A 25,505-nucleotide genomic window follows, 5' to 3' on the forward strand; every position below is an offset into this window, starting at 1 on the left:
TCAATGGATTTTTTATGATACCTATTTTTATTAATAATTTTTTTATAAAAACTTATTGACTTTTACTAGCTGGTCTATAAATATAGTTTATATCTTTAATTTGTGCAATAGTAATATAAATTATTATGTATTTGAAAGGTAAATGGATTTATTTGTAGAATACACTATAAAAAATATTTATATAATGAAGAAAAATATTAAAATCATGTCCACAAAATTAAATTTTACAGTCTATAATTATGTAATTTGTTTTTGGAGGTGGAGTAATGGATAATAATTTCTTTAAAGAGTTTACTAAGAAAACTTTCTATGGTGATGAGGGAAGTGTAAGTAGAATTTTTATTGAGTGCAATTCATACTTTCGAAGATATAGCAATCTTGTCATAGGTATATATGATTATGAGGATTTTAGGCAAATTTTTATACTAAAGATGCTAAAGCTTATAAAAAGCAGTAGAATAGCTGAAATTAAAAACTTAAATGGGTATATGTATAGTATGATCAGAAATATGCTTAATGAACTTATAAGAAGAAATATTAACGACAATAAAAGTATAAGTATAGATTTATGCATGGGTAATATGTTCTTTATAGATAAAGGATGCAATATTGAAGAAGAATGCATAAGAAATGATGAAATGGCAGAAATGAAAAAAGTAATTATAAAAGCTATGAATAAGTTAAACGATAATGAAAGAGATATAGTAAAGGCTTATTATTTTAAAGAAATTTCAATTGCTGATTATTCAAGAAAAAATAAATTAAATTATTACACATGCACGAAGAGGTTAAGAAGAACCGAAAATAAAATGCTAAAATATATACTAAAAAATTTAAATTCATGCTCAATTTGTAGAGGATAAAATTACTCTATGAATGAAAGTATAATTGAATTTGATAAGCTGTGTAGAAAAGCTAAAAGTGGAGATAAAGATGCTTCATGGCTTATTATTGCAAAACTGAAGCCTTTTATGATTAAATGTTCCCATAGTATCTATCTTAAAAATTATGATTTAGAGGATATTATAAGCGTAGCTACTGTTTCTTTATTAAAATCAATAAAATGTTTCAAATTAGACAGCAGCAAGCACTTTTTTCCATATGCCATTATGACGATAAAAAATGCATTGTATATGGAAATAAGGAAAGTGGCTAAACACTGGAATGAAAATAGCTTAGAAAGCTATATAGAGGAAAAAGGTGAAAGTTTTATAATGTATAATGACGAAAAATCTATAGAAGAAAATTATATAAAAAAGGAATTAATAAAAAGCAGATTAATAGTATTAGATGGTGAGGAAAGAAGGTTAATAGCTTCATTGTTTCGTGAAGGCATAACTATTGCAGAATATGCTAGAATCAATAATTTAGAGTATAAAAAATGTAGTAATATGAAATTAAAAGCAATAAGAAAGATGAAAAGAGTAAGATAGGTATTATGATGGGGAGTGTTGTTATATCAAATAAAATACCACATGGGGAAACATGTGGTATAAGGGGAGTAGGGTTATTATTTGCAATAAGGAATTATAATTTTATAATACAAATGTTGTAGGCGAAATTTCCAATTTAATGCGTTGAAAAATGTAACTCCTTATCAACATAATTCGACTTAACTTACAAATTAATTTTAACAATTTAAGTATATAAAGTCAATAAAAACAATTCGACATTTGAATTATAAATTGTACATTTAAGTGTTAAAAAATTATATCTTAAGTTAAATGCATAAAATATCAATATTAGTATAATTTAAATAAATACGCGTATAATCCTATAAATAGACACTAATTTTGAAATATGATATAATTAAATTATAAGTATCTTCTGAAAATGTGGTAAAAATATTTATTTACAGATAACTGTAATATATTGCTAATAGAATATATGGGGAGATGATATTATGGTAGACAATTCGTTTGAATTTGATAATGTAAAACTTGAGGATTTAATTGATTTGGATTTTTTACAAAGATTTCAAGATGATTTTGGGGAAAGTATGGAGATAGCTAGCATAACCGTTGATATGGATGGCAAACCAATAACCAAACCAACTAGATATACAAGCTTTTGCAGCAATCTTACTCAATCAAGTATTGATGGTAGAAGGCGTTGTGCTGAATCACATTTGAAGGGTGGTATGGAAGCAACTAGAACTGGAAAGCCGTATATATATACTTGTCATGCTGGATTAATTGATTTTGCAGCACCTATAATTATCGGAGGTAAGCATATTGCAACAATTCTAGGTGGACAAGTTACCTTTTCAAAACCAGATCAAAGCAATTTGTCAAAAATAGCTAATGAACTTGGAATAAATGAAGAAGCGTATATAAAAGCAGCAGACCAGATTCACGTAGAAAGTGAAAATAGAGTTAGAGCATCCGCAAATATATTATTTACTGTAGCTAATACCTTGTGTCAAATTGGGTATGAGCAAATGAAAATAAAGCATATGACTGGCGCATTATCAGATAATTTTAGTCAAATATCAGCTGCCATGGAAGAAATAGCGGCATCATCAGTAGAAGTTACCCATAATCAAGAACGCTTAAATAAGGAAATCTTAAATGTAAAAGATATTTCAAATGAAATAAACAATGTTTTAGGATATATAAAGAGTATTGCAGACCAAACCAAAATGCTTGGATTAAATGCAGCCATAGAGGCAGCACGTGCAGGAGAAGCTGGAAAAGGATTTGGTGTTGTTGCTACAGAAATACGTAAGTTGTCCCAGAATTCAAAGGAAACGGCTAATAAAATAATTAAGCTTACTGAAAAAATACAAAACTCTGTAGATGCTACACTACAAACCGCTGATGATACACTTAATACTACTCAGCAGCAGTCAGCAGCAATACAGGAAACTAATGCAAGTGTAGAGGAAGTTATGAGCTTATCTGAAGAGTTAAATAGTTTGGCTAATAACAAATAGAAGTATTTTTATCTATGCATAAAAAGGAAGAGGGATTTGTAACCTCTTCCTTTTGTATTAAGCTGTGCTTTAAAAGAATGTATTAACTACAGCTTGTCCTTTAAACTCTTTGGTTTAAATGCTATAAGTTCATTTTCAAGTTTTTCTGATAATTCTTTTAAAGTTTTTGAATAGACAGATACAGTATTCATTGATTTTATCTGTTCTTCCGCATTGGCAGATACTTCTTGAACTGAAGCAGAAGTTTCTTGACTTTGTGACGAAATTTCAGTGATTAAATCAACAAGGTTATTTTTTTCAACATCCATTTCTTCATTGGCATTTTTAATTTCTGAAACTACTGCGCTCATTTCAAATACTACATCTGAAATATCACTAAAAATTTTCTTAGTATCAGTTGATGAGGCATTTTCAGATTTAACGATTTCAGAGGCATCAGACATGGCATAAACGGCTTCATTAGAGTGAAGTTGAATTTCTTTTATAAGAGTTTCAATTTCAACTATTGATTCAGTAACTTGTTCTGCTAATTTTCTGACTTCATCAGCCACAACTGAAAAACCTCTTCCTGCTTCACCAGCACGTGCTGCTTCTATGGCCGCATTTAAAGCTAATAGATTAGTTTGTTCTGCTATTTGAGAAACGGTTTTAGTAATGTTTCCAATGTTCTGAGAATTATCGTGAACTTTTAAAACAATTTCGTTTACCTTTGCAGTTGAATCTAGAGCTTCAGCTGATTTTTTAGTAAGAAGATTAACTGTTTCTAAACCTTTATTTATAAGATCATTGAAGGTTTCAGCTTCTGTATTCATAACTTCAGTACCAGTAAGAACTCTATTTATTTTGCCAGAAAGAGAATTTGCTTTATTAGAACATTCTTCAGATTTCTTTGATTGAATTTCAGAGGCTTGTGCTATAGAATCTATTGCTAAAGCAAGATCAGTCGCAGATTTATCTGTTTGAGAAGCTAAATTTTCTAATGCAGTAGAGGTTTTCAAAACTGTTTCAGAAGAAGATTTTACATTCTTCACAAGGGAAGCTACTTTATTAATAATTTTACTAAAATTTTCATGAATAGTTCCAAACTCATTGTTGGAATTTGCAGCAATATCGTCTATAGATAAATCTCCATCTCCAATTTTTTTTAGCTTGTCTTTTAAAATTAGGAGTTTTTGTAAAAGGCCTCTTAGAAACAATTGAGTTAAAATTATGTTTAAAATTAATGTCGATAGAATTGCTACGAAAATAAACAGTCCAACTGAAAAAATCTTTTGAGTAAATTGAGAAGCAGGCAAAGAAGACTTTAATACGTTGTAGCATTTTAAGTAAATTAAAATTCCTTCAATGACTGTTAAAACTAGTAATGGTAAAGTTGTAATTAGCAATATTGCCGTTTTTAAGCTGATGCAATTTTTTTTATTATTTCCCAATAAATATCACCACCTGTAAGTAATCTTAAGTAGATTTTGCATTATATTACTAAAAATATGTAAATTATAAGCACATACTAAAAAATTAAACACACACTTTGACTGGAAATGCCTTCCTCTCTTCCAGTAAAGCCTAAACCTTCTTCAGTAGTTGCCTTTATACTTATATATTTTACATCTATATCTAGTGTTTTAGCAATATTTTTTCGCATTTGTTCTATATATTTAGACAGTTTAGGTTTTTGAGCTATAATTGTAGAATCTATATTTCCAATCTTATAACCTTCATTTTCGAGTATTATTTTTGTTTCTTCAAGAAGTTTAATGCTTGAGATTCCTTTATATTTTTCCGAAGTATCAGGAAAATATTTGCCTATATCACCTAAGGCTGCAGCTCCTAAGAGACTATCCATTATACAATGAATTAAAACATCAGCATCAGAATGACCGAGCAATCCTTTAGAGTATGGAATTTCAACACCACCTAATATAAGTTTTCTTCCTTCAACTAATTTATGTACATCATATCCAGTACCTATTCTCATATTATTGAACTCCTTTAATCTTTCAATTTTAAAATAAAAAACCGGAAAATCCGGCTTTTTATTTTAGTTGATATATTGTAATTATTTTATGGAGAGTGTAAAATGAATTTCTAAATATGTAACTTCTTCTATTATAAATGTATTTTTAAAAAAAATAAATACTTTTCCAAATAAATATAATAAAAAATTTAAAATTATTAAAGATAAACCACTTCGATAAAACGAAGTGGTATTTAAATTGCTATTTTATGTCTAAAGTATACGTTTACTTTTGTCTGAAGGTAAATTTGTATGATAAGTGTTTGGTTTTGAATTTATTCTAAATAATTTTTTTATAAACTTTGTAAGGTTAGCAAACATTAAATTAGATTTATGCACTTTGCATTTTTTAGAAAAATCAACATAGATTACATTGTTTTTCATTTATAACACCAACCTTTCAATACAAGATATCGTTTTCATTTATTACAATTATAGTATATCATATATATTGTGAATTGTTAATACAATTCTTAAAATATAGAAAAATAAATTTTTTCTTAAGTATATAGAGAGAATTTAAATAATGATATAATATTACTTGAGGTGTAATTGACATATGATTAAAAAAATTAAAATCTTAGGGATAATTTTAATAACTTTAGGCATAGCTTTAATAATTGGAGCAATTTTTATCAAGTTTTTTGTGTCATATAAGCAGAATAACATGATAGTAAAGTATGAGAACAAAATAAAGTATTATAAAAATCATAATAATGCTTTAAAGAAAAGTACAAGCAATGAGGATATTGAAGGAATAGGAATACTTACAATATCTAAAATAAATTTAAAAGTAGTAATAGGAGAAGGGGCAGATCTAAAAACTTTAAAGTATGCTGTTGGTCATTTTAAAGGAACTGCATTACCAGGCCAAAAAGGGAACTTTTGTGTAGCAGGACATAGAAGTTACGTTTTTGGAGAATATTTTAATAGATTAGATGAGCTAAAAATAGGTGATGAAATAATTGTTAAAACATTGAATGGAGAATTTAAATACAAGGTATATAAAACTCAAGTTGTTTTGCCTAGTCAAGTAGAGGTATTGAACCCATCTAATGATGCCACTATGACTTTGATTACATGTACTCCTATAAGGGTAGCTACTCATAGACTTATTGTAAAGGCGAGATTGGAAAACTAGTTATTAACAGAGTTATGCACAAGGCTGTGGATAATGTGAATAACTAATAATTTATGGAGGGGAAAATGAGCAAAAGAATAAAAAGAAATGCAGTAATAGCAGCTACTGTTGTAATATTATTTGTTTGTGGATTATTTATAATAAATTATTATAAAAGCTATAAGAGAATAGCATACAGCAAAGAAGCATTGACATTAAAAACTTATAATGGTACAAGTACATCAAAGAATCTTATACACAATAATGAAAGCATACCCGTTTTGATGTATCATTCAATACCAGATAATAGTAGTGGTAATATAATGGAAGTTTCAAAAAGGCAATTTCAAGAAGAAATGAAATATTTAAATGATAAAGGATATCACACTCTTTCTGCAGATGAGTTTTATGATTTTATAGTAAAGGACAAGCCAGTACCTAAGAAATCTGTACTTGTAACCTTCGATGATGGATACGAAAATCAATATAAAAATGCTTATCCTATTTTAAAAGAGTATAAATTCCATGCTATTATGTTTATTATAACTGATTACTTAGATAAGGGGACATTGTATCTAAAGTCAAATGAATTAAAAACGATGAGTGATAATGGAATAAATATAGAAAGTCATACCACTAATCATGCTAAATTAGATAAAATATCCTATAAAGATCAGCTCCATAACTTAAAAGATTCAAAAGACATACTTGAGAAAATATGTGATAAAGCGGTTAGATTTATAGCATACCCATATGGATATTTTAACAAGGATACAGTAACATCATGTCAGAAGGCAGGATATATTATGGCTTTTACTACAAGCGGAAAATGGGCAAATGTCAATAAGGGTGTTTATGCAATAAATAGGATATATATATTCCCGCAGTTTAATTTAGATGACTTTAAAGATAGAATAACTGACCCTAATTACGGACAAGTCGTTCATCCTATTGAAATGATTAAAGGAGCATATAAGACTTTTGTAAAATAAGCAGTTCTATAAACTGCACCAGTATTTAAGTTTTAAGATTTTCTGTAGCCAAGCGGAGGAAAATCAGCTATAACTGTGAACTGTGCATTGTGCACTAAAGAAATATCACTTGTATAATTATGTTTTGAAATTTGCCCCAACCCCTATTATATTAAAAAGCACATAATATTTTGTTCAAGAAGGATAATGGGCAAAGCCCAAACCTCTGTTATATTAAAAAGTGCATAATATTTTGTTTAAGAAGGATAATGGGCAGAGCCCAAACCTCTGTTATGATTACTCCTCTCCGTTGGAATTTATCGTTAGTTTAATTGAATTATTGGAAGCAAATTTTTTGAGTTTTGATAAATTTATATCATTTCCGTGAATATAAATTAAGATAGAAGTATCTTCTTTTATATAATGGTTTGTCTTACATTGCTTTATAATTTTTATTAAAGCCTCATCTGCACCGCTTTTTTTTAGATTGATTTTTTTTAAAATAACATTGCCTTTGAAATCAACAGAGGAGCTTCCTACGACGGTATTCCACCTGTTGCAATTTAATTGAAATGACAGACCTGCATCAATTATTATTGTTGACGCTGAAGAAAAATATAAATATGTAAAACAAAGTGAGCTAATAGAAAAAATAAGTATAAGCATAAAAAAGAAATTTCTCAACGGATGAATCTGTCCTTTTATTGGATGTATACCTTGTGATTTACCAGTATACTCTTGACCAATAGATGGTGTCTCTGAATGTATTTTAACCTTTCTAAATTCACCGTTATTAGTGTAGATAAAGGCAGTCTTATCTTTTACTTCTAATACTATTCCTGTAAATTTCATTATTCATCACCAATACTAATATTTAAATATGATTTTAGATATAATAAATTGTTATTAGAAAATATAATTATAAGCGCAAGAATATAATTTTTCCACCTTTCAATAAATTCAACTTTATACTTAGTTAATAATGCTATTTTTTCTATTGGGATATCTTTATTTTCTTCCATTAAATTTAAAATAAATATTTCTTTACTACACAGAAAAGCTATATTTAAAATATCATCTTTAATGTTTTTATTATAAGAACAACTTTTTATAATATCTATATAAGCTAAATTGTAAGGTTTTAACAATTCATTGAGAATTCCAATTTCCTTCGCATAAATCTTATTTTTTGCTAATTTCTCAGCTTCATTTATTTCATGAGGAATTTCAAGTTTGTCATTAGAGAAATATAATCGTGGTGTGTTACTAAATTCCCAAAGATATTCTAAAATATGATTTTTTATTACTGCCTTTGAATAGTCATAAAAGCTGCCCATTGACACAATATAAGAGTTACAAGCATTATTAAATGCAAATATTCCAATGCTAAGGTCTTCTTCACTTATTTCTTTGGATTTATCTTTTTGCATTTCTATAATCGTGTTTTTTATAAAGGTTTTGTTTGAGTTTATAAAATTATTTCTGTTTTCTTTAGATAGAGCATTTAAGTCCATATTATCACCACTTTTTAGAGTTTATATAAATTTATTATATCAATATTTATGTGTTTTTAAAATTATATATATAAAATTATATAAGCAAATATAAATAAATTTTCGACATATTTCAATGGTAGATTACAAAACTAATATATTGTAAGTATATCTTTAAACAAGCAAAACTCTAAACTTATAGTTAACGTTATTAAAATATTAAAAATATTGTCAAAAATTAAGACATTTTTATGATTGTATTTTATTATGAATAGTAAGATAATATTTATTGGTTTAAACTAAAAGGACAAGGGAAAGTGAAATTTATGAGAAGCCCATTGAAAAATTTTCTAGATGGTAAAGAAAATGAGATTTGTAGTAAAATTATAACGTTTATGAATCAGTGTCAACTTGATTGCATTTTTATGGATAAGAAGTTTTTAGAAATTTGTGTAACGGATATTAATAGCAGCATTTTTCATCCATGTGGTAAAAATATTGAATTTGCAGCTGATATTACAAGCTTGCGTATTACAGAAATATATAATAAAAGCGATTTGATGGATAGGACATATGATGTTATAAAGTGTTTTGAGAATGGATATAGGATATATTTGATAAATGAAATTGAAAATAAAGAAGTTCTAAATGAGTGTATAATGACCATAGATGAATTTTTTTATAAATACGAAAAGTATATGAATAAAAACGATGCTCTAATCCATAAGTTTAATTTTTATATTAAAAGAGAGGAAATCAAAGCTTTAATAGATAGTATACCTTCTATTATTATATTGAAAGATACATATGGAAATTGGATTTATGCAAACCGATATGCAGAAAAGTTTTACAATCTGGACGAAAATTATGTTGGTAAAACTGATAACGAATTATCTAAAGAAAATAGGTATATTAAAGAAAGTGCATTTAGCAAGTATAAAAAGGATAATTGGACAAGCAATAAATCATATTTTTATGAGGACAGTATTACTGAAAATAATAAAAAAGTGTTTTTATTCGTTATAGAAGTTCCAATGGAATTTCAGAATGGCGAAAAAATTATAGTTGTTATAAAAAATGACATAACTAAAAATAAAGTTGCAGAAGAGAAAGTTTATCAAAATGAAAGTACTTATATAAAAATATTTGAAAACATATCGGATGCTATCTTTATACGACAAGGTAACAGTTTGCTATATTTAAATAAGAAAGCTATGGACCTTATAGGATGTGGTAAAGTTGAAAATGTAATAGGAAAAGATTTTAATTCTTTTGTAGAAATTTCTCCGAAGTATATACAATCAATAAAATATGATACTAAAAAACTAATTTATGAGGGAGAAAATGTAATAAGTAACGACAGCATGAAAAGAAAATCAGATGGTAAGGTATTTGATATAAGTATATTAAGAATTCCATTTTTATATGAAAACCAAAATGCAATATTAACTATAGTACATAATATTGATACAAGGGATAGTGTAGTTAAGTATAGCAAATCGAAAAGTGAATTTATTGGTACAATATCACATGAACTCAGAACTCCACTTAATGTAATTTTAAGTGCACTTCAAGTAATAGGACTTTATGATGGATGTAAGGATTTAAAGGAACAATGCAGCATATATAAAAAGTATTATTATATGATTAAACAAAATAGCTATAGGCTTTTAAGAATTGTCAACAATTTTATGGATGTGAATGAAATTGAAGATGGTGTGAGTAAACTGAATCTTACACGCGAGAATATAGTAAGTATTGTTGAAGACGTAACTATGGCTGCAGCTGCATTTGTCAATGATAAAGGGAAAAACATAGTATTTGATACGGACATTGAGGAAAAAATGATGATAGTTGATAAAGACGGAATACAAAAAGTTATTCTTAATTTATTATCAAATGCAATAAAATTTACAGATAAGCATGGAGCTATTAAGGTAAATGTGCATGATGATCATGATAATATAATAATTTCTGTTAAGGATAATGGAATAGGAATTCCACAAAATAAGCAAAAAATAATTTTTGAAAGATTTGTTCAGCTTGATAAAACTTTTACTAGAAAAAGAGAGGGAAGTGGAATAGGTCTCTTAATGGTTAAGATGATTGTTAAACTTCACAACGGGTCGATAACAGTAAATAGTAAGCCTGGTCATGGAAGTGAATTTATTATTACGCTCCCAGTGTTAAATTCAAGAGAATTTCAAGGTCAACACCAAGAAAACATAATAAAACTTAGTAGTGAAGAAAAGGTTAATTTGGAGTTTTCAGATTTAATGCTTTAGCTATAGATAAACCATCTGAAATATTTAAATTACCGGTACCAAATTTATCCATACAAACTGGAAGTTGATTCAGAGCACAGAGTACAAAGTGCAGAGTACAGTGAAGGTGGATTTACCTTTCGTTTCTCTCAGGTAAATCTTAGAACTTAATAGTGTCAGCTACGCTGAGCACTATATTTTAAGCGCTTTGCGTGCATTAAGTTTAAGATTTTTTGTAGCGACAGCGGAGAAAAATCATCCTTCACTGTACTCTGTCCTCTGTACTTTGTACTCTGAGTTAAATTCCAGTTTGTAAGGATAAATTTGGAGATTGCAATTTTAATATTCCAAGTTGTCTATCTATAGTGAAACCAGCTCAACTACAAACTATATATGTACCATAATCCCTTAAAAATTGGTATTTTGGAACATATATAGTTTAAGTTTTGCAGTGGTTTCACTATATAAAGATAAATCACTCTGAAACTTGAAAATGTAAGCTCCAAAGTTTTACAAGTAATATTTTATATTCATTAGTGAAAAAGTTAGTCTTTTAGCGAACAAGACGAGTTAAAACCTTTCACTTATTTTTCTTCACAATATTTATATTTAGTGCAACGGCTCCTTTTAAGGGAAGATAAAAGATACTCAAAATAGCACTAAATAGTTTTTTATTTTGGTACAGTACGCTTAATTTAAAGAATTATTTTTAGATTTATCGTATTTATCAATTAAAAAAGGAGCAGGAAACTCGAAAGTTTTTTTATGACCACAATTTGAACATTCACATTCACAAATATCATAAGGCTCATTATCTATAAAAGCTATACCTTGTCCAACAGCTCTATATTCACCACCACAAACTTCACAATTTGTAGTATTTATTATTAAATATTCACTTTCTATGTATTTCATCACGTCTTTTGAATTCATATTTTAGCACCCTCCAATAATTAGCACAATACTTGTCCATATTAACTAACAATAGTATAAATCAAATTTAACAAAAATGATATAAGTATTTTATGTATGTTGAAGAATATTTACCTAATACTAAGTTTACATAAAATACATTTTTATGTAATAATTTAAACATAAAAATTCTATACGATTTAACTATATATGGCTTCTAATGTGATATAATGTGATTTATGATATTATATTGAAGTCACTTAATTTAAGGGAGAGTGTTTTATGGAAACAGTACTTTTGGTTGATTCAAGTTGTGATTTGCCTTTAGAGTTCATTGAAAAAAGCGAGGTTGAAGCTATTGGGCTCATGTGTCATTTTAAAGGTAATGAATATGAAGATGACTTTGGAAAAACACTTAAATACGAAGAATTTTATGATGCTATGAGAAAAGGTGAAAAACCTTCCACATCTCAGATAAATTCATATAGGTTTTATGAAAAGTTTAAGAAACTTGTTGAAAAAAATAAGGAAATTGTATATTTGGCATTTGATTCTACTTTGAGTGGTACATTTAATAGTGCAGAAATAGCAAGAATGCAGATTTTAGATGAATATCCTAATGCAAGTATAAAAATAATTGATACTAAATGTGCAAGTATTGGTGAAGGATTAGTAAATTATTATGCTTGGAAAGCTTTGAAGAGTGGTAAAACTGGTGCGGATATAATAAGTTGGGCAAAAGAGAATTGTAATAATATGAATCATTGGTTTGTAGTAGAGAATCTTTTCCATCTAAGAAGAGGAGGAAGGTTATCTATGTCAAAAGCTGTTGTTGGAACTTTGCTTAACATAAAACCTATAGTTTTCATAAATGAAAATGGTGAACTTATAAATACTGTTAATATTAGAGGCAGAAAGAAAGCTATTAGGTTCTTGGAAGATAAACTTAAGGAAAGAGGAAATGATTTTGAAAATATGGTGGTTGGAATAAGCCATGGAGATTGCCTTTCTGATGCAGAGTATCTAAAGGATATTATTAAAAGTGAACTTGGAATAAAAGAGGTAATTATAAATCATGTTGGTCCTGTAATTGGTTCTCATGTTGGTCCTGGAATGCTTTCACTTTGTTTTTTTTCAAATAAGGGAAGGAAAATAATATAAAAAATATATTGACTATCGAACAAATGTTCACTATAATACAAATATAGGGAACATTTGTTCTTTTTATTTGTAAAATAGGTAAGTTAATAGCGGTCTTACTATAAATGGAGGAATTAATATGGATGAAAATAATATATTTGTTAGATTAAGCTATAAGGGTAAGGACGAAAATAAAAATAGTGAATCTGAAAAAAGTAGTATAAAAACTAAAGTTAGAAATTGTAATATTTCTTCTCAAAAATATATGATTGGTGGAGGAGTATATAATAGAAAAGGTGGAACTATATTTTTCGCAGCTAAAAATTTAAAAGAAGTAAATGATGTAACACAAAATAAAAATGCGTTTGTAAAAAACTCGCTTGTTAAATATCATATTTTTATTGTGCCAAAAGCTTTAGAATGCAGATAAAAATTAGAGTAAAGAGCAGAGCAAAGATTTATCTTGCTTGTATCAAATAAGTCTTTGAAAGTAAAAAAATACTGTAATATTATTAAAATTTGCATTTATTTTTAGGTTTTCTGTGATAACAGAAAATTATCTATAACTATACTCTTTACTCTATAATTGTTTTAGTCTTTAATTCCAGTTTTCCATGGGCGAGGTTTTAAGTGATTTTCAACGTGTTTTACTGTTTCAATGCTTTCAATAAGGTCAACTATATAAGCTATCTCTCTTTCGTTTGTTGCAAAACCATTTAAGATAACATTATTTCTTTTTACAGTATAGACTATGTCTGATATATTGATTCTATTTTCTACTAGTTTTTGATAGATAGTATTGTTCAGGTTTATATCTTCACTAGTTCCACTAACATCGATATTATTGACAACGTCTTTTATTCCGTAAGTTTTACAAGCAACCATTAATGCTTCCTTTTTGTATTTTTCGTTTTCTATTTCACCTATTAACATCGCTGATCCACCGTTTACTTTTCCTGTTATACCTAGAAACTTATTACTATTAGGGACGTTTTTTAAATTGCTATTTAATTCTTGAGTAAGTTCTTTATCTGTAACAGTTCCATCTGTAGTTATTGCAATGTCATTTTCTATTTTTTTAACTCCTTGAACTTTTTTTGCAATTTCTTCACATTTTAATTTTTCATACAATACATTAGCAACTCCTGTTAAAATTACACAACCATTTCTTGTTGTTACATGAATATCATTTGCGGTATCTTCCATTTCTTTTATAATATTATTCTTAATTGAAGTAGATATTGAATCATCATAAGAAGTCATCAAAAACGCCTTCTTTCAATTAAATTATTTTGTTACTATTAGTTTGTACATAATTTAAAATATTATATTATTTAAAGTAATTCTTATATGGAATATAAAATTATAAATCTAAAATAATTAAGAATATGTAAAAATAATAAACTAATGGAAAAAATTATTTTTCTTTTTAAGAAGTGAAGACATTATATGCTTTTTTGAAATTAAATTTGTTTCACTAACATCTTTTACTTCAATATTTGTCTTTATTTTAAGTGAAGGAGTTTTTGATGACATAACAAATTGAGTTGGATAAATACTTTGGTGTCCAACAACTATATAACTTATTCCAATTGCTATTGCTGCATATATTCCAACATCATTTCCAAATAACTCCATAGCGATTATTATAGATGCTATGGGTACATTTGAACATGCAGCTAAAAATGCAGCCATACCTATTGCAGAATAGAAAGCTATATTTAAGCCCAATATTTGAGCCCAAGTATTGCCAAATGAGGAACCTATGAAAAGCATAGGGGTAAGAATGCCGCCGCTGCCTCCGGAGCCTAAAGTTAAAGCTGTTGTTAGAGATTTGGTTATAAATGAAAAATTACCAGTTTTTGTTCCTAACACGATTTTACTTATAGTTTCATCTCCTATTCCAAGAGAGGTAAAGGAATTTGTTATATAAACCATTGATATTATTATGATACCGCCTATAATACCTTTTAATGGTGAATAAATTTTTATTTTTTTAAAAATATGTTCTATATATTTAACGATTTTAATAAATAATATAGCTAAAAATCCAGTTGCTATTCCAAATATACATATGTTTATGAAAGAATTAATCTGATTTTTAGGTACATACTTTATTCTGAAAATTAAAGGCTTATTTCCCATATACAAGCCAACGTAGTAGCTTACAAAGGACGATATAAGGGAGGGTAAAAGCGATATATAAGATAATTTGCCTATGTATAAAACTTCGCAGGCAAATATAGCAGCACCAACAGGAGCATTAAATACGGATACAAAACCTGAACTTATTCCGCATACCACAAGTCTTCTTTTATCCATTATGTCCATTTTTGTGATGTTGCCTAAAAAAGATGATATAGCACCTCCAATTTGAGTGGCAGGGCCTTCAAGACCAACAGAACCTCCAAAAATTATTGTTATAAATGTGGTTAAAAGTTTTACTGGTACTACAGCAATCTTCATATTTCCTTTGTTACGATTGACACTTTCAATTGCTTTTTCAGTTCCATGACCTTTGGCGTCAGGAGCTAATTTTATTATTATAAAGCTGCTTAAAAAGAGAGCTAATGGTAAAAATAGATAGTAATATTGAAATTGGCTTGTAAATTTAACGCCTATATTTATCAGTTTTATAAATATAGTAGTAAAAGAGCCTACTATTAGGCCTATGATTATTGAAAGCAATGTCCATTTTAAAGCACTTCCAACAAAAATTGACTCGTAAATAGTAAGCCTTTTTAAAGATTTCATAAAAGTAATCACCTCTTTGGTTAAGTGTTATTACTTTAAATTATGAAATGAAAGTATTCATTTGTCAAACTGCTTTGTCAATTAACTTGTCTGTTTTTCGTGAGTAAGATATTTTAAGAAGTATTGGAGTTACTATAGTTGAGAGTATTACAACAACAATTGTTGGAAGAAATATTTCCTCGGATATTATATGCTTATTAAGTCCTATATTTGCAGTTATGATTGCAACTTCACCTCTTGAAATCATGCCAACACCAACTTGAATAGCTTCGCTTCGTGACATTTTAAAAAGCCTTGCTCCAAGACCACAGCCGAGTACTTTTCCTATAACTGCAATTATAAACATAACTAATGTTATAAGTATTACTTCTGTATTTACCCCTTTTATACTCGCAGATATACCAACAGAAGCAAAGAAGATAGGGGATAAAAATGATCCTGAAATTACTTTTATTCTTTTTTCTATATATTCTTTATGTCTTATAGGAGATAATACTAAGCCAAATATATATGCACCAGTTATAGCTGCTATTCCAAGTTCCTCTGCTGCAAAGGCGCATATGAGAGCAAATGCAATAGCTATAAGAGCCAATCCACTTTGAGGTTTAAACTTTTGAGTGATTTTGTCTATATATTTTGGCAAAAATACTAGCGATAAAATACATGCTATGCAGAATATTGCTATTTTCACAAAGGTAGCTATAAGAGATGTGTTTCCTCCTCCCGATGAGTCCGCTGTTGCAAGTATTACGGATATTAAAATAAGACCTAAAACATCATCTATCACAGCGGCACCAAGTATATTTATACCGGATCTTGTATTAAGTTTTCCAAGTTCAGTGAGGGTTTGAACTGAAATACTTACGCTGGTTGCTGTTAATATTACCCCAACAAATAAGTTTTCCCAAAAGTTATTAAAGAATGCGTAAGCTGATGCAGTTCCGAGTATTAGAGGAACCAGTACTCCAAGACATGCAATTACAAAAGAGCTTTTTCCAGCTTTTTTTAATTCTTCAAGATTTGTTTCTAATCCTGCAAGAAACATTAGCATTATAACTCCCAAATTAGATAAAAGTGTTATGCTGCTGTTTGGTTGAATAAGGTTTAAAACAAATGGTCCCAAAAGTACACCTGCTATAAGTTCACCAAGCACACCAGGCATTTTGAAATGCAAGCTTATTATAGAGCCTATTTTAGTAAAGATTAAGATTAGAGCTATATCGAGATAGATCTTTTCCATAAACAAATCATCCTCCTTTAAATTTTTGTATGCAAAAAGGGCAGGAAATTCCTTTTTGGAATTTCCCACCCCAGAAATTCAATTCTCTTGAAAGCAAATAAAAAGTAAATTTGCCCAACCGAAAAATCAGTGAAAAAATATTGATTTTATTATTATATTAACAGATTAATCGTAAAATATCAACAAAAAGTGAAGTAACAATGCTTTGTCACGTTAAAAAAATCCTATAAATCTAAGTGATTATTTAAAAAAAGTGGTTGCTTTGGGTTCTAGAAGGATAATGGGCAAAGCCCAAACCCCGCGTATGTTTATACTCGCATACGTTCAGACAGATTGAAATATCTAAGTATTTTACAATTTTTGAACCAAGATTTATTAGAATTTTTTTAAATCGTTCCTTCAGCATTCTTACTTCACTCCCACGGTAGTGCAAGGAAAAAATTCCTCCGTTCCTACGGAATTTTGGCGTGAATCTTTATAGTGCATTATTTAAACAATTTATCATTCAATATACTTTGTGTTGTACCTTAAAAAATAAACAAAAATAAAAAGCGTTGACTTATACATAAACGAAAAGATATAATGTTTACATAGTAAGAATTTGAAATTAAGGAGGAACAGTTTGTGGATGTTTCAGAAGTGTTTTGGAATTCACCTATAGAGGATATTAAAAGAGGCTACATTTATGATGACAAAAAGGAAATTTATACATGCATTATATGTGGAGAGAGTTTTGAAAAGGGAGTGATTTACAAAAGTGGTGATGATTTTTATGAGGCTGAAAAATATATGAAACTTCATATAGTAAAAGAACATGGTTCAGTTTTTGACTATCTTATAAATATGAATAAAGCTTATACAGGGCTTACTGATATACAAAGTGAATATTTAGCTTACTATAAAAATAATTTTTCTGATAAAGAAATATCAGAAAAAATGGGTGGAAGTCAGTCAACTATAAGAAACTATAGGTTTAAACTTAGGGAAAAAGAAAAGCAAGCAAAGGTGTTTTTAGCAATTATGGGTATTATTAAAGATGAAAAAGAAAATCTAAAACAGGATAAAAAGGAGGAATTGATAACCGTGCACAAGACTGCAAATATGACAGACGAACGTTTTGCTATAACTGAAAGTGAAGAGGATAAAATTATTAAAAACTATTTTGATAAGGAAGGTCATCTTAAGGAATTCCCATCTAAAGAAAAGAAGAAAATAGTAGTATTAAGATATATTTTACAGAATTTTAAAAGCGGAGAAAAATATAATGAAAAGCAAGTTAATCTGGTGCTTAAAAGAATATATGATGATTATGTTTCTATTAGAAGAGCGCTTATAGAATATGGTTTTATGGACAGAAAAGATGACTGTAGTGAATATTGGGTGAAGGATTAATGAGTAATAAAAGAAATTTTACATTATATTTGGGTGGAAGATTTATATCGCTCATAGGAACTGGGGTGCAGCAGATAGCCCTTCCTCTTTTTATTCTTGATTTGACTCATTCTGGCATGCTTATGGGAATATTTTCAGTGTTTGTATTAGTGCCGAATCTCGTAATATCGCCTTTTGCAGGAATACTTGGAGATAGGAAAGACAGAAGGAAGATAATGATTGTGTCTGATTTTGGAAGAGGCATTTTAATATGTTTGCTGGCATCTTTGGCTTTAAGCGGAAATATGAGTATTTATATTTTATTTTTTGTTCAAATATTCGTATCAATTATGGACAGTGTATTTGGAGCAGCTTCTAGCGCAATTATAGGTGAATTACTTGAGGAAGATGAATTATTTATGGGCTTTTAGGTATAAAAATGGTGTTTTTAATAAATGGAGCATCGTTTGTTATATCTGGTGTATTGTCTATGTTTATGATTTATAAGTGCAAGAATCGTAAAAATGAGAAAATAACCTTAAAGACATTTGCACGTGATAATATATCTGTTATTAAGTTTATAAGTAACTAGGTTTAATAGGAGAAACAACAGTGTTAGTTATGTTATCAATTGTAGTTTTTCCTAAGGCAATTAAATTAGTTGGAGGACGTTCTCTTTTACTGTTTTGCATTCTTATATGCACATTTTCGGCTATAGGAATGTTTAATGCTTTTGTAAATACGCCAATTAGTACAAATCTTCAGAAGCTGGTTCCAAATAGCATGCGTTCAAGATTTTTTTCACTGCTTGGAATGTTATCACAAGGGGCAATACCATTAGGATCAATTTTATATGGAGTTCTCCTAGATAAATTTAAGTATTATTACATACTGTTTATAATTGTTATGTTAAATGCTTTAGTAACAGGAGTATTCATAATTAAGGCAGTAAAGGAAGTTTATTAACCAGAAAGCATATATAGGTAAACAAGCTGAAAGGTTGAGAGGACTAATACTAAATTCATCTCGATAAACTGGAATTTAACTCAGAGTACAAAGTACAGAGGACAGAGTACAGTGAAGGATGATTTTTCTCCGCTGTCGCTACAAAAAATCTTAAACTTAATGCACGTAAAGCGCTTAAAATATAGTGCTCAGCGTAGCTGACACTATTAAGTTCTAAGATTTACCTGAGAGAAACGAAAGGTAAATCCACCTTCACTGTACTCTGCACTTTGTACTCTGTGCTCTGAATCAACTTCCAGTTTGTCAGGATAAACATGGAACTTGCAATTTTAAAGTTTCATGTTGTTTATCTATAATTTAAGGGGGTAATTACATAGTGGATGAATATTTAGATGTATTTGATGAAAATGAAAAATTAATTGGAAAAGCTTTGAGAAAGAATGTTCACAAAAATGGATATTGGCACAGAACTTTTCAATGTTTTGTTATAAAAAAAGAAAATGATAAGAAATTTCTTTTGTTTCAAAAAAGACATCCGTTAAAAGACACTTCGCCTAATTTGTATGATACAAGTTCAGCAGGGCATCTTGTAAGTGGAGAAAGCTTAGAGGATGGAGTAAGAGAGATTAAGGAGGAACTTGGAATTGATGTGAAATTCAGCAAGCTTATTCCTGCTGTAGTTTATAAAGAAGAGTATGATGGCAAAACATATATGGACAGAGAACATTGTCACATTTATTTTTATATGAGTAATGAAAAGCTTGAAAATTATATTTTACAGCTTGATGAGGTTGTAGGACTTGTTCAAATAGAGCTTAAAGAACTTATAAAATTACTTAATGATGAAGTAGAAAGCGTACAAGCTGATGGCTTCGAAGTTGATAGTACTGGAAGTAGAAGCGATATTCATAAAAAACTTTTTAAGAATCAGTTTGTCCCTCATGGTGAGGAGTACTATAGGAGAGTGTTTGAAGAGGCGCAAAAATATTAGATAAGAAGGTGAGTGAACAATGCATGATTTTTGAGACAGAGAAATTTAAAGTTGAGTTAACTCATACTGAAGATGTTTATGAAATTGCACAGGTATATAACTCTAATAAAAAATTCTTAATAAACCATATTGGAAAAGATAAAATAGATAGTAATTGGGTTGTTAAAGAATTAGAAGATATGAAAAAAATCAAATAAAGTAGCTGGAGCATTGGATTTTAAAGTTGAAAAAGAAACGTATTTGTCTATATTAATATTAAAAAGTGATTATAAAAGTAAAGGAATTGGGAAGCTGATATATGGGGCTTTAGAAAAGTATGCAAAATCACTTGAAAGTGAAACTATGAGGATAGATGTAGTTATAAATTATGATGCTAATGTGCTTAAATTTTGGAGTTCAAATGGCTTTGTTAAGTTTAAAGATATTAAGTTAAATTGGGAAGGAAAGGAACTTCCAGCGGTTATTATGAAAAAAGAAATATGAAGGTGATTTTATGAATAAGATAACAGAATATATTGATAGTTTTATTGATTTTGATAATAAACAATTAGAGGAAATTTGTAAGCAGGAAGAAAAAAGAAATGATATTAGGCCATCTATAGGCTTGGAAACTGGTAGATTTTTGGGCTTATTAATTAGATCAATGCAGGCTAAAAAAGTAATGGAATTTGGTACATGTCTTGGATATTCTACTATTTGGATAGCGCAGGCCTTAAGGGAGACAGGTGGGAGGCTTATATCGATTGAGTATGACAAGGGACTTTATGAGACTACTAAGAAAAATGTTGAGCTAGCTGGATTATCAAATATTGTGGATTTAAGATTAGGTGATGCAAGTAAAATAATTAATGAGGTTGAGGGACCTTTTGATATAATTTTGCAGGATTCTGATAAAGCTTTGTATGTACCAATGCTAGAAAAGTGCATAGAGTTAACTTGTAAAAATGGGCTCATAATTGCCGATGATGTTCTTTTTAAGCCCATGGGAATACCAGAAATATTTAGTACACCTATGGATGAATATGTTAAAGAGGTATTTTCAGATAACAGACTTTATACAACTATACTTCCAATAGGGGATGGGGTCGCTATAAGTACTAAGCTTTGTGATTAAGATAAAATTGGAGGTTTAATATGGAGAGATTAAAATTAAAAAATGACTATGAAGTTAAAAGAATTTATATAACTGAAACTAATAAGGTTAAAGATTTGTGTTTAAAATGTTCGGACTATTACATCCTTAGTGGCGGCGAACTTCCAGCAGAAGATGATGCAAAAGAAATATTCACAGCACTACCACCAGGTAAAGAGCATGAAGATAAGTTTGTATTAGGAATATTCAATAATATAAATGAACTTATAGGAATTATAGACATTGTAAGAAATTTTCCGATAGAAAGTACATGGATAATTGGGCTTATGCTTATTGAACCTAAAGAAAGAGGTAATGGTTTGGGGAGTGAAACACATAAAGAGTTGGTTAATTGGCTAAGAAATTTAGGAGCAAAAGTGTTAAGAATAGGTGTTATAAAAGAAAATCATAAAGCAATTAAATTTTGGACAAGTTTAGAATACAAAAAGGTTAATGAGATTGAAATGCAGTTTAATTTGAAAAAACATATTGTTTATAGCATGGAGCTTAAGATTAACTGATATAAAGTTTAAGTATGGAGAAAGTAAAATGAAGAATAAAATTTTTAATATGATAGAAATAAGAAAAATAATTGATAATAATTACGGTATTGGTGAGATTAAGGAGATAAAACCTATTTTAGAAGAGGCTTCTTCAGAGTGTTTTAAGATTATTTCTAAAAGTGAGGAGTATCTATTTAAGGGTATAGAAATGATATTTATGAATCATCCTGATAAAGAGCCATTAATCAATGAGGTTTTATTGAAAAATGGAATTCCAGTGTCAAAATTTTATAAAACTAAGGATGGTAAGTATTTAGGATAATATTTAGGACATACTTTTCACTTGCAAAGTTTTGAAAAAGGTAAGGTTCTAGAAATGAATACGGCGCCCCAGTGGTTTATGGAAGAAAGTGCGGTTATACTTGGCAAAATTCACAAAGCTTTAGAGGGGATTTCACCATTAAGTGAGCAGAATATCATTGATTTAGAATATAGGATTAAGCTTTTAGATAAGGTAAAAGATATTAAACTTAATATTGATAAATTTACATATAAGAATACTCATGGCGATTATTTTATAAGTCAAATTTTATGCGGAGAAGATTCTATTAATGCAGTAATTGATTTTACATCTGCCTGCTGTATCTGATTATTTTAGTCAGTATTATGAATCAGAAAACTCTAATAAAACTGTGCTTTGCAAGTATGCTAATTGGTCTACAATGCTTTGCAGGTGGTTTAAGGAGAACATTGAAGGATTGTTCCAAAAATTAGTAAGTGAATTTGGTGTAAATTAGAAAGAAAAATTGGAATTTAGCGAGGTGATATTGATTTGGAATATTAAATAAAGCTAATAAATCTAAGACGATAAATCCTAAAAATCTAAGAGAATTTAATAACTCGCATACTCTCAAACAGATTAAATTCTCTAAGACTTTTACGATTTATCATCTAAGATTTATAAAGCTTTATTTAAACCATCCCAAGTCAACATCACTTCACTTAGATCGAAAAAGCAAGGAATATACACATATACGAGGTTTGGGCTTTGCCCATTATCCTTCTTAAACGAAATATTATGTACATTCTATAATCCGATTCTCTACGAAAAATACACTGTTAACAATGAAAATGATTATAAACTGATTAAATAATGTATTACAAAGATTTATGCTAAAATTCCGTAGGTACGGAGGAATTTTTTCCTTGCACTACTGTGAGAGTGAAGTAACAATGCTGAAGGAACGATTTAAAAAAATTCTAATAAATCTTGGCTCAAAAATTGTAAAATACTTAGATATTTCAATCTGTGTGAGCAATAGCGAGTTATTGAAATATCTTAGTATTTTATGATTTTTGAACCTTAGATTTATAGGATTTTTTTAACGCCACGAAGCATTGTTACTTCACAAATTCCAGTTTGTCAGGATGAATTTAATAGTGATAATTTTAATATTTCAAGTTGCTCATCTATATTTTGAAAATGTAACACAATAGAAACAATCTTGCAATACTTTTGTAACCTCTTTGTAATATAATTGTAATAATTATCAATAGATAAGTTTACTACGAGGTGATTTAGTGTATATTGATACCGTTAAACAAATTAACAAGAAAGAAAATTTAATAAAAGTATTAAAAAAAATAGTTGATTTTTTGCCTAAAAGTAAGTTTGTATATTATACAATCATTGCATTGATTATAAAGTCACTTTTAGTTATAGGAAATGTGTCGTATGAGAGACCAACTTTTGAAGATATTATAACATCTTACATGCAAATTCCACATTTATACATATATTTATGTTTTATATTGATACTTGTATCATTTTCTTATTTATTTAAAAATAGAGGGCATATGTGGTTTTTATTAGTGATGAATGTAGTTCTATCTATTTTGTTTGTGATAGATGTGTGGTACTACAGAGGATTCAATTCATTTCCAACATTATATTCTTTAAGAGAAACTGGCAATTTGGACAACCTTTCTTCTACTGTTTTTTCCTTGATACATAAATCTGATATTTTGTTTATTTTAGATGTTTTTATATTGATACCATACTGTATTATGAACAAAAAAATGTATAAGGAGTATCCAAGAAATATTGCATTGTTCATTGTATTATTTATTGTTGCAGCACGGTTTACTATTTATATTCCCTATAAGGTTAATACTTTGAAATTATATGATAAGGAACAGACTTTCTTTGAAGCAAAGTGGAAACCAAGTATAACAATTTGTAATTTATCTCCTGTAGGTTATCAATACTTAGATGCGTATAATTACTTTAAAAATTCTAAACGATTAAAATTGACAAATGATAATAAGCAAGAGATTAAGACTTGGTTTGAAAAGAAAAATGCAAGTAATTTACCGGATAATCAGTATAGTGGAATTTTTAAAGGAAAAAATCTGCTTGTTATACAAGTTGAATCTCTAGAGAACTTTGTCATAAATAGAAAAGTAAATGGTCAGGAGATAACTCCCAATTTAAATAAATTATTAGGAAATAGTTTATATTTTAGTAATTATAATGAAGAAGTAAACCAGGGAACAACTTCTGATGCTGAACTTATGACAAATACGTCAATTTATCCTGTAGCTTCAGGAAGTACATTTTTTAGGTATCCTGATAATAAATACTATAATTCACTGCCTAATATATTAAAAAGAGAAGGATATTATACTCAAGCACTACATGCAGATAAAGCTTTATATTGGAATTGGAAACCGGCATTACAGGCTATAGGCTTCCAGAACTGTATTGATTCCTCACAGTATAATCAAAATGAAACTATAGGCTTAGGACTTAGCGACGGAAGTTTTTTAAAGCAGTCTGAATCAAGGATTAAAAATAGTGAAAATCCATATTATAATTTTGTTATAACAATGTCTGGACATGCTCCTTTTGAGTTACCTAAGCAGTATAGAGAGCTTAAGCTAAGCAGTGATCTTGATAGCTCACATCTTGGTGGATATCTCCAAAGTGTACATTATGAAGATAAACAAATAGGTATATTTCTTGATGATTTAAAAAAGAGTGGAGCTTTGGAAAACACTGCAGTAGTAATATATGGAGATCATTGTGGAATTCATAAGTATTATCAGAGTGAGGTCGAAAATACAAAAGGTGCTGAAAGCTGGATGATTGACAACCATAAGGAAGTACCTCTCATTATATATAGCAGTGATAATTCCATAAAGGGAAAAGAAATAAAGACGACTGGTGGAGAGGTTGATTTGATGCCAACAATTTTATATCTCATGGGTGCTGATAAGAAAGAATATATAAATACAGCTATGGGACGTAATTTGCTTAATACGAAAGAAAGTTATGCAGTGTGGTCTAACGGTGAATTTATAGGAAGTACTGAAAGTGAAGATAAGAAAAATGAGGCTTTAAAGGGCTTGGACATAGCAGATGAAATTATAAGAAGTGATTATTTTAAAGAGTATCCTAAGTATAATACTGAGAATTGATATTATTTTTAAGCTTACAACTTTGTAAGCTTTTTTTAAGCATAATAAATTTAATAAATCTTCTTAACCATATAAAATTGTATATATATATATAGATATATAACTTGAAAGGTTAAAACGACCAATTCCAAGTTAATCCTGTTAAACTGGAATTTGTCGAGCACTATAGTGAAGGGTTTTAACTCACTTCGTTTGTTAAAAGACTAAGGTTTTCGCTAT

General features: G+C 28.7%; 28 protein-coding genes and 1 other annotated feature. Of the genes, 20 read left to right on the plus strand and 8 right to left on the minus strand.

Annotated features, from left to right (window positions below):
- Positions 1–266: 266 nt before the first annotated feature.
- The 3 genes from LQK79_RS18020 to LQK79_RS18030 all read left to right on the plus strand — a co-directional run bounded on the left by LQK79_RS18020 (position 267) and on the right by LQK79_RS18030 (position 2,935).
- Positions 267–863, plus strand: coding sequence for a sigma-70 family RNA polymerase sigma factor (locus LQK79_RS18020; RefSeq protein ID WP_053242177.1), 597 nt, complete (start codon positions 267–269; stop codon positions 861–863).
- Positions 864–872: 9 nt separating this feature from the next.
- Positions 873–1,433: a sigma-70 family RNA polymerase sigma factor gene (locus LQK79_RS18025; RefSeq protein ID WP_231017399.1), complete on the plus strand. Its 561-nt coding sequence runs from the start codon at positions 873–875 to the stop codon at positions 1,431–1,433.
- 470 nt (positions 1,434–1,903) lie between these two features.
- Positions 1,904–2,935 (plus strand): PocR ligand-binding domain-containing protein, encoded by a 1,032-nt coding sequence (locus tag LQK79_RS18030; RefSeq protein ID WP_053242174.1) that lies wholly within the window; start codon positions 1,904–1,906, stop codon positions 2,933–2,935.
- A gap of 86 nt (positions 2,936–3,021) precedes the next feature.
- On the opposite strand, the gene LQK79_RS18035 is transcribed toward LQK79_RS18030, so the two are convergent.
- Entirely contained in the window at positions 3,022–4,365 is a 1,344-nt protein-coding gene (locus LQK79_RS18035; RefSeq protein ID WP_053242173.1) for a methyl-accepting chemotaxis protein, read from the minus strand.
- Positions 4,366–4,442: 77 nt separating this feature from the next.
- A complete protein-coding gene (gene ispF / locus LQK79_RS18040) occupies positions 4,443–4,910 on the minus strand; it encodes a 2-C-methyl-D-erythritol 2,4-cyclodiphosphate synthase (protein WP_053242172.1) in 468 nt (155 codons plus the stop codon).
- Positions 4,911–5,508: 598 nt separating this feature from the next.
- Between ispF and LQK79_RS18045 the strand changes: the two genes are divergently transcribed.
- Both LQK79_RS18045 and LQK79_RS18050 read left to right on the plus strand, forming a co-directional pair.
- Positions 5,509–6,090: a class D sortase gene (locus tag LQK79_RS18045; RefSeq protein WP_231017400.1), complete on the plus strand. Its 582-nt coding sequence runs from the start codon at positions 5,509–5,511 to the stop codon at positions 6,088–6,090.
- Positions 6,091–6,155: 65 nt separating this feature from the next.
- On the plus strand, positions 6,156–7,061 hold the full coding sequence (locus LQK79_RS18050) for a polysaccharide deacetylase family protein (RefSeq protein ID WP_053242170.1): 906 nt from the start codon (positions 6,156–6,158) through the stop codon (positions 7,059–7,061).
- 276 nt (positions 7,062–7,337) lie between these two features.
- Here the strand turns inward: LQK79_RS18050 and LQK79_RS18055 are convergent, their stop codons facing one another.
- Both LQK79_RS18055 and LQK79_RS18060 read right to left on the minus strand, forming a co-directional pair.
- On the minus strand, positions 7,338–7,892 hold the full coding sequence (locus LQK79_RS18055) for an anti-sigma factor domain-containing protein (RefSeq protein ID WP_231017401.1): 555 nt from the start codon (positions 7,890–7,892) through the stop codon (positions 7,338–7,340).
- A complete protein-coding gene (locus tag LQK79_RS18060) occupies positions 7,892–8,554 on the minus strand; it encodes a hypothetical protein (RefSeq protein WP_053242168.1) in 663 nt (220 codons plus the stop codon). Before LQK79_RS18060 ends, LQK79_RS18055 begins: the two co-directional genes overlap by 1 nt.
- Positions 8,555–8,871: 317 nt before the next feature.
- Between LQK79_RS18060 and LQK79_RS18065 the strand changes: the two genes are divergently transcribed.
- A complete protein-coding gene (locus LQK79_RS18065) occupies positions 8,872–10,818 on the plus strand; it encodes a sensor histidine kinase (RefSeq protein WP_231017402.1) in 1,947 nt (648 codons plus the stop codon).
- A gap of 669 nt (positions 10,819–11,487) precedes the next feature.
- Here LQK79_RS18065 and LQK79_RS18070 read toward each other — a convergent pair.
- Entirely contained in the window at positions 11,488–11,730 is a 243-nt protein-coding gene (locus LQK79_RS18070; protein ID WP_053240941.1) for a hypothetical protein, read from the minus strand.
- A gap of 261 nt (positions 11,731–11,991) precedes the next feature.
- Between LQK79_RS18070 and LQK79_RS18075 the strand changes: the two genes are divergently transcribed.
- Together LQK79_RS18075 and LQK79_RS18080 are read left to right on the plus strand one after the other, a co-directional pair.
- Positions 11,992–12,870 carry a DegV family protein gene (locus LQK79_RS18075; protein WP_053240940.1) on the plus strand — a complete coding sequence of 293 codons (879 nt, stop codon included), beginning with the start codon at positions 11,992–11,994 and terminating at the stop codon, positions 12,868–12,870.
- Between the two features lie 118 nt (positions 12,871–12,988).
- Positions 12,989–13,279 (plus strand): hypothetical protein, encoded by a 291-nt coding sequence (locus LQK79_RS18080; protein ID WP_053240939.1) that lies wholly within the window; start codon positions 12,989–12,991, stop codon positions 13,277–13,279.
- A 161-nt stretch (positions 13,280–13,440) separates the two neighbouring features.
- Here LQK79_RS18080 and LQK79_RS18085 read toward each other — a convergent pair whose 3' ends face one another.
- The 3 genes from LQK79_RS18085 to LQK79_RS18095 all read right to left on the minus strand — a co-directional run bounded on the left by LQK79_RS18085 (position 13,441) and on the right by LQK79_RS18095 (position 16,843).
- Positions 13,441–14,112 (minus strand): BON domain-containing protein, encoded by a 672-nt coding sequence (locus LQK79_RS18085; protein ID WP_198149901.1) that lies wholly within the window; start codon positions 14,110–14,112, stop codon positions 13,441–13,443.
- A gap of 141 nt (positions 14,113–14,253) precedes the next feature.
- The gene (locus tag LQK79_RS18090; protein ID WP_231017403.1) at positions 14,254–15,603 is read right to left on the minus strand and encodes a chloride channel protein; all 1,350 of its coding nucleotides are present in this window, start codon (positions 15,601–15,603) and stop codon (positions 14,254–14,256) included.
- A 64-nt stretch (positions 15,604–15,667) separates the two neighbouring features.
- Positions 15,668–16,843 carry a cation:proton antiporter gene (locus tag LQK79_RS18095; protein ID WP_053243258.1) on the minus strand — a complete coding sequence of 392 codons (1,176 nt, stop codon included), beginning with the start codon at positions 16,841–16,843 and terminating at the stop codon, positions 15,668–15,670.
- Between the two features lie 59 nt (positions 16,844–16,902).
- Positions 16,903–16,963 (minus strand) — a sequence feature (sodium ion sensor (DUF1646 type); this cis-regulatory element may regulate processes involved in with the transportation of sodium ions).
- 504 nt (positions 16,964–17,467) lie between these two features.
- On the opposite strand from LQK79_RS18095, the gene LQK79_RS21120 reads away from it, so the two are divergent.
- The 12 genes from LQK79_RS21120 to LQK79_RS18155 all read left to right on the plus strand — a co-directional run bounded on the left by LQK79_RS21120 (position 17,468) and on the right by LQK79_RS18155 (position 25,286).
- On the plus strand, positions 17,468–18,235 hold the full coding sequence (locus LQK79_RS21120) for a DUF2087 domain-containing protein (protein ID WP_231017404.1): 768 nt from the start codon (positions 17,468–17,470) through the stop codon (positions 18,233–18,235).
- Positions 18,235–18,645 carry an MFS transporter gene (locus LQK79_RS18105; RefSeq protein ID WP_053240938.1) on the plus strand — a complete coding sequence of 137 codons (411 nt, stop codon included), beginning with the start codon at positions 18,235–18,237 and terminating at the stop codon, positions 18,643–18,645. The genes LQK79_RS21120 and LQK79_RS18105 overlap by 1 nt, the downstream gene beginning before the upstream one ends.
- An 8-nt stretch (positions 18,646–18,653) precedes the next feature.
- The gene (locus tag LQK79_RS18110) at positions 18,654–18,806 is read left to right on the plus strand and encodes a hypothetical protein (RefSeq protein WP_231017405.1); all 153 of its coding nucleotides are present in this window, start codon (positions 18,654–18,656) and stop codon (positions 18,804–18,806) included.
- 20 nt (positions 18,807–18,826) lie between these two features.
- Positions 18,827–19,180 (plus strand): MFS transporter, encoded by a 354-nt coding sequence (locus LQK79_RS18115; RefSeq protein WP_231017406.1) that lies wholly within the window; start codon positions 18,827–18,829, stop codon positions 19,178–19,180.
- A gap of 373 nt (positions 19,181–19,553) precedes the next feature.
- Positions 19,554–20,171 (plus strand): NUDIX hydrolase, encoded by a 618-nt coding sequence (locus LQK79_RS18120; protein ID WP_331000768.1) that lies wholly within the window; start codon positions 19,554–19,556, stop codon positions 20,169–20,171.
- A 23-nt stretch (positions 20,172–20,194) separates the two neighbouring features.
- A complete protein-coding gene (locus LQK79_RS18125; RefSeq protein ID WP_231017408.1) occupies positions 20,195–20,368 on the plus strand; it encodes a hypothetical protein in 174 nt (57 codons plus the stop codon).
- 13 nt (positions 20,369–20,381) lie between these two features.
- The gene (locus LQK79_RS18130; protein WP_231017409.1) at positions 20,382–20,654 is read left to right on the plus strand and encodes a GNAT family N-acetyltransferase; all 273 of its coding nucleotides are present in this window, start codon (positions 20,382–20,384) and stop codon (positions 20,652–20,654) included.
- A 10-nt stretch (positions 20,655–20,664) separates the two neighbouring features.
- Entirely contained in the window at positions 20,665–21,285 is a 621-nt protein-coding gene (locus LQK79_RS18135) for an O-methyltransferase (RefSeq protein WP_053240935.1), read from the plus strand.
- A gap of 20 nt (positions 21,286–21,305) precedes the next feature.
- Positions 21,306–21,824 carry a GNAT family N-acetyltransferase gene (locus tag LQK79_RS18140; protein ID WP_053240934.1) on the plus strand — a complete coding sequence of 173 codons (519 nt, stop codon included), beginning with the start codon at positions 21,306–21,308 and terminating at the stop codon, positions 21,822–21,824.
- A gap of 28 nt (positions 21,825–21,852) precedes the next feature.
- Positions 21,853–22,128: a protein kinase family protein gene (locus LQK79_RS18145; protein ID WP_231017410.1), complete on the plus strand. Its 276-nt coding sequence runs from the start codon at positions 21,853–21,855 to the stop codon at positions 22,126–22,128.
- Between the two features lie 21 nt (positions 22,129–22,149).
- The gene (locus LQK79_RS18150) at positions 22,150–22,455 is read left to right on the plus strand and encodes a protein kinase family protein (RefSeq protein WP_231017411.1); all 306 of its coding nucleotides are present in this window, start codon (positions 22,150–22,152) and stop codon (positions 22,453–22,455) included.
- A 932-nt stretch (positions 22,456–23,387) separates the two neighbouring features.
- Positions 23,388–25,286 (plus strand): LTA synthase family protein, encoded by a 1,899-nt coding sequence (locus tag LQK79_RS18155; protein WP_231017412.1) that lies wholly within the window; start codon positions 23,388–23,390, stop codon positions 25,284–25,286.
- Positions 25,287–25,505: the final 219 nt, after the last annotated feature.

It is taken from the genome of Clostridium guangxiense, from assembly GCF_021043395.1.
Lineage (GTDB): Bacteria > Bacillota > Clostridia > Clostridiales > Clostridiaceae > Clostridium_S > Clostridium_S guangxiense.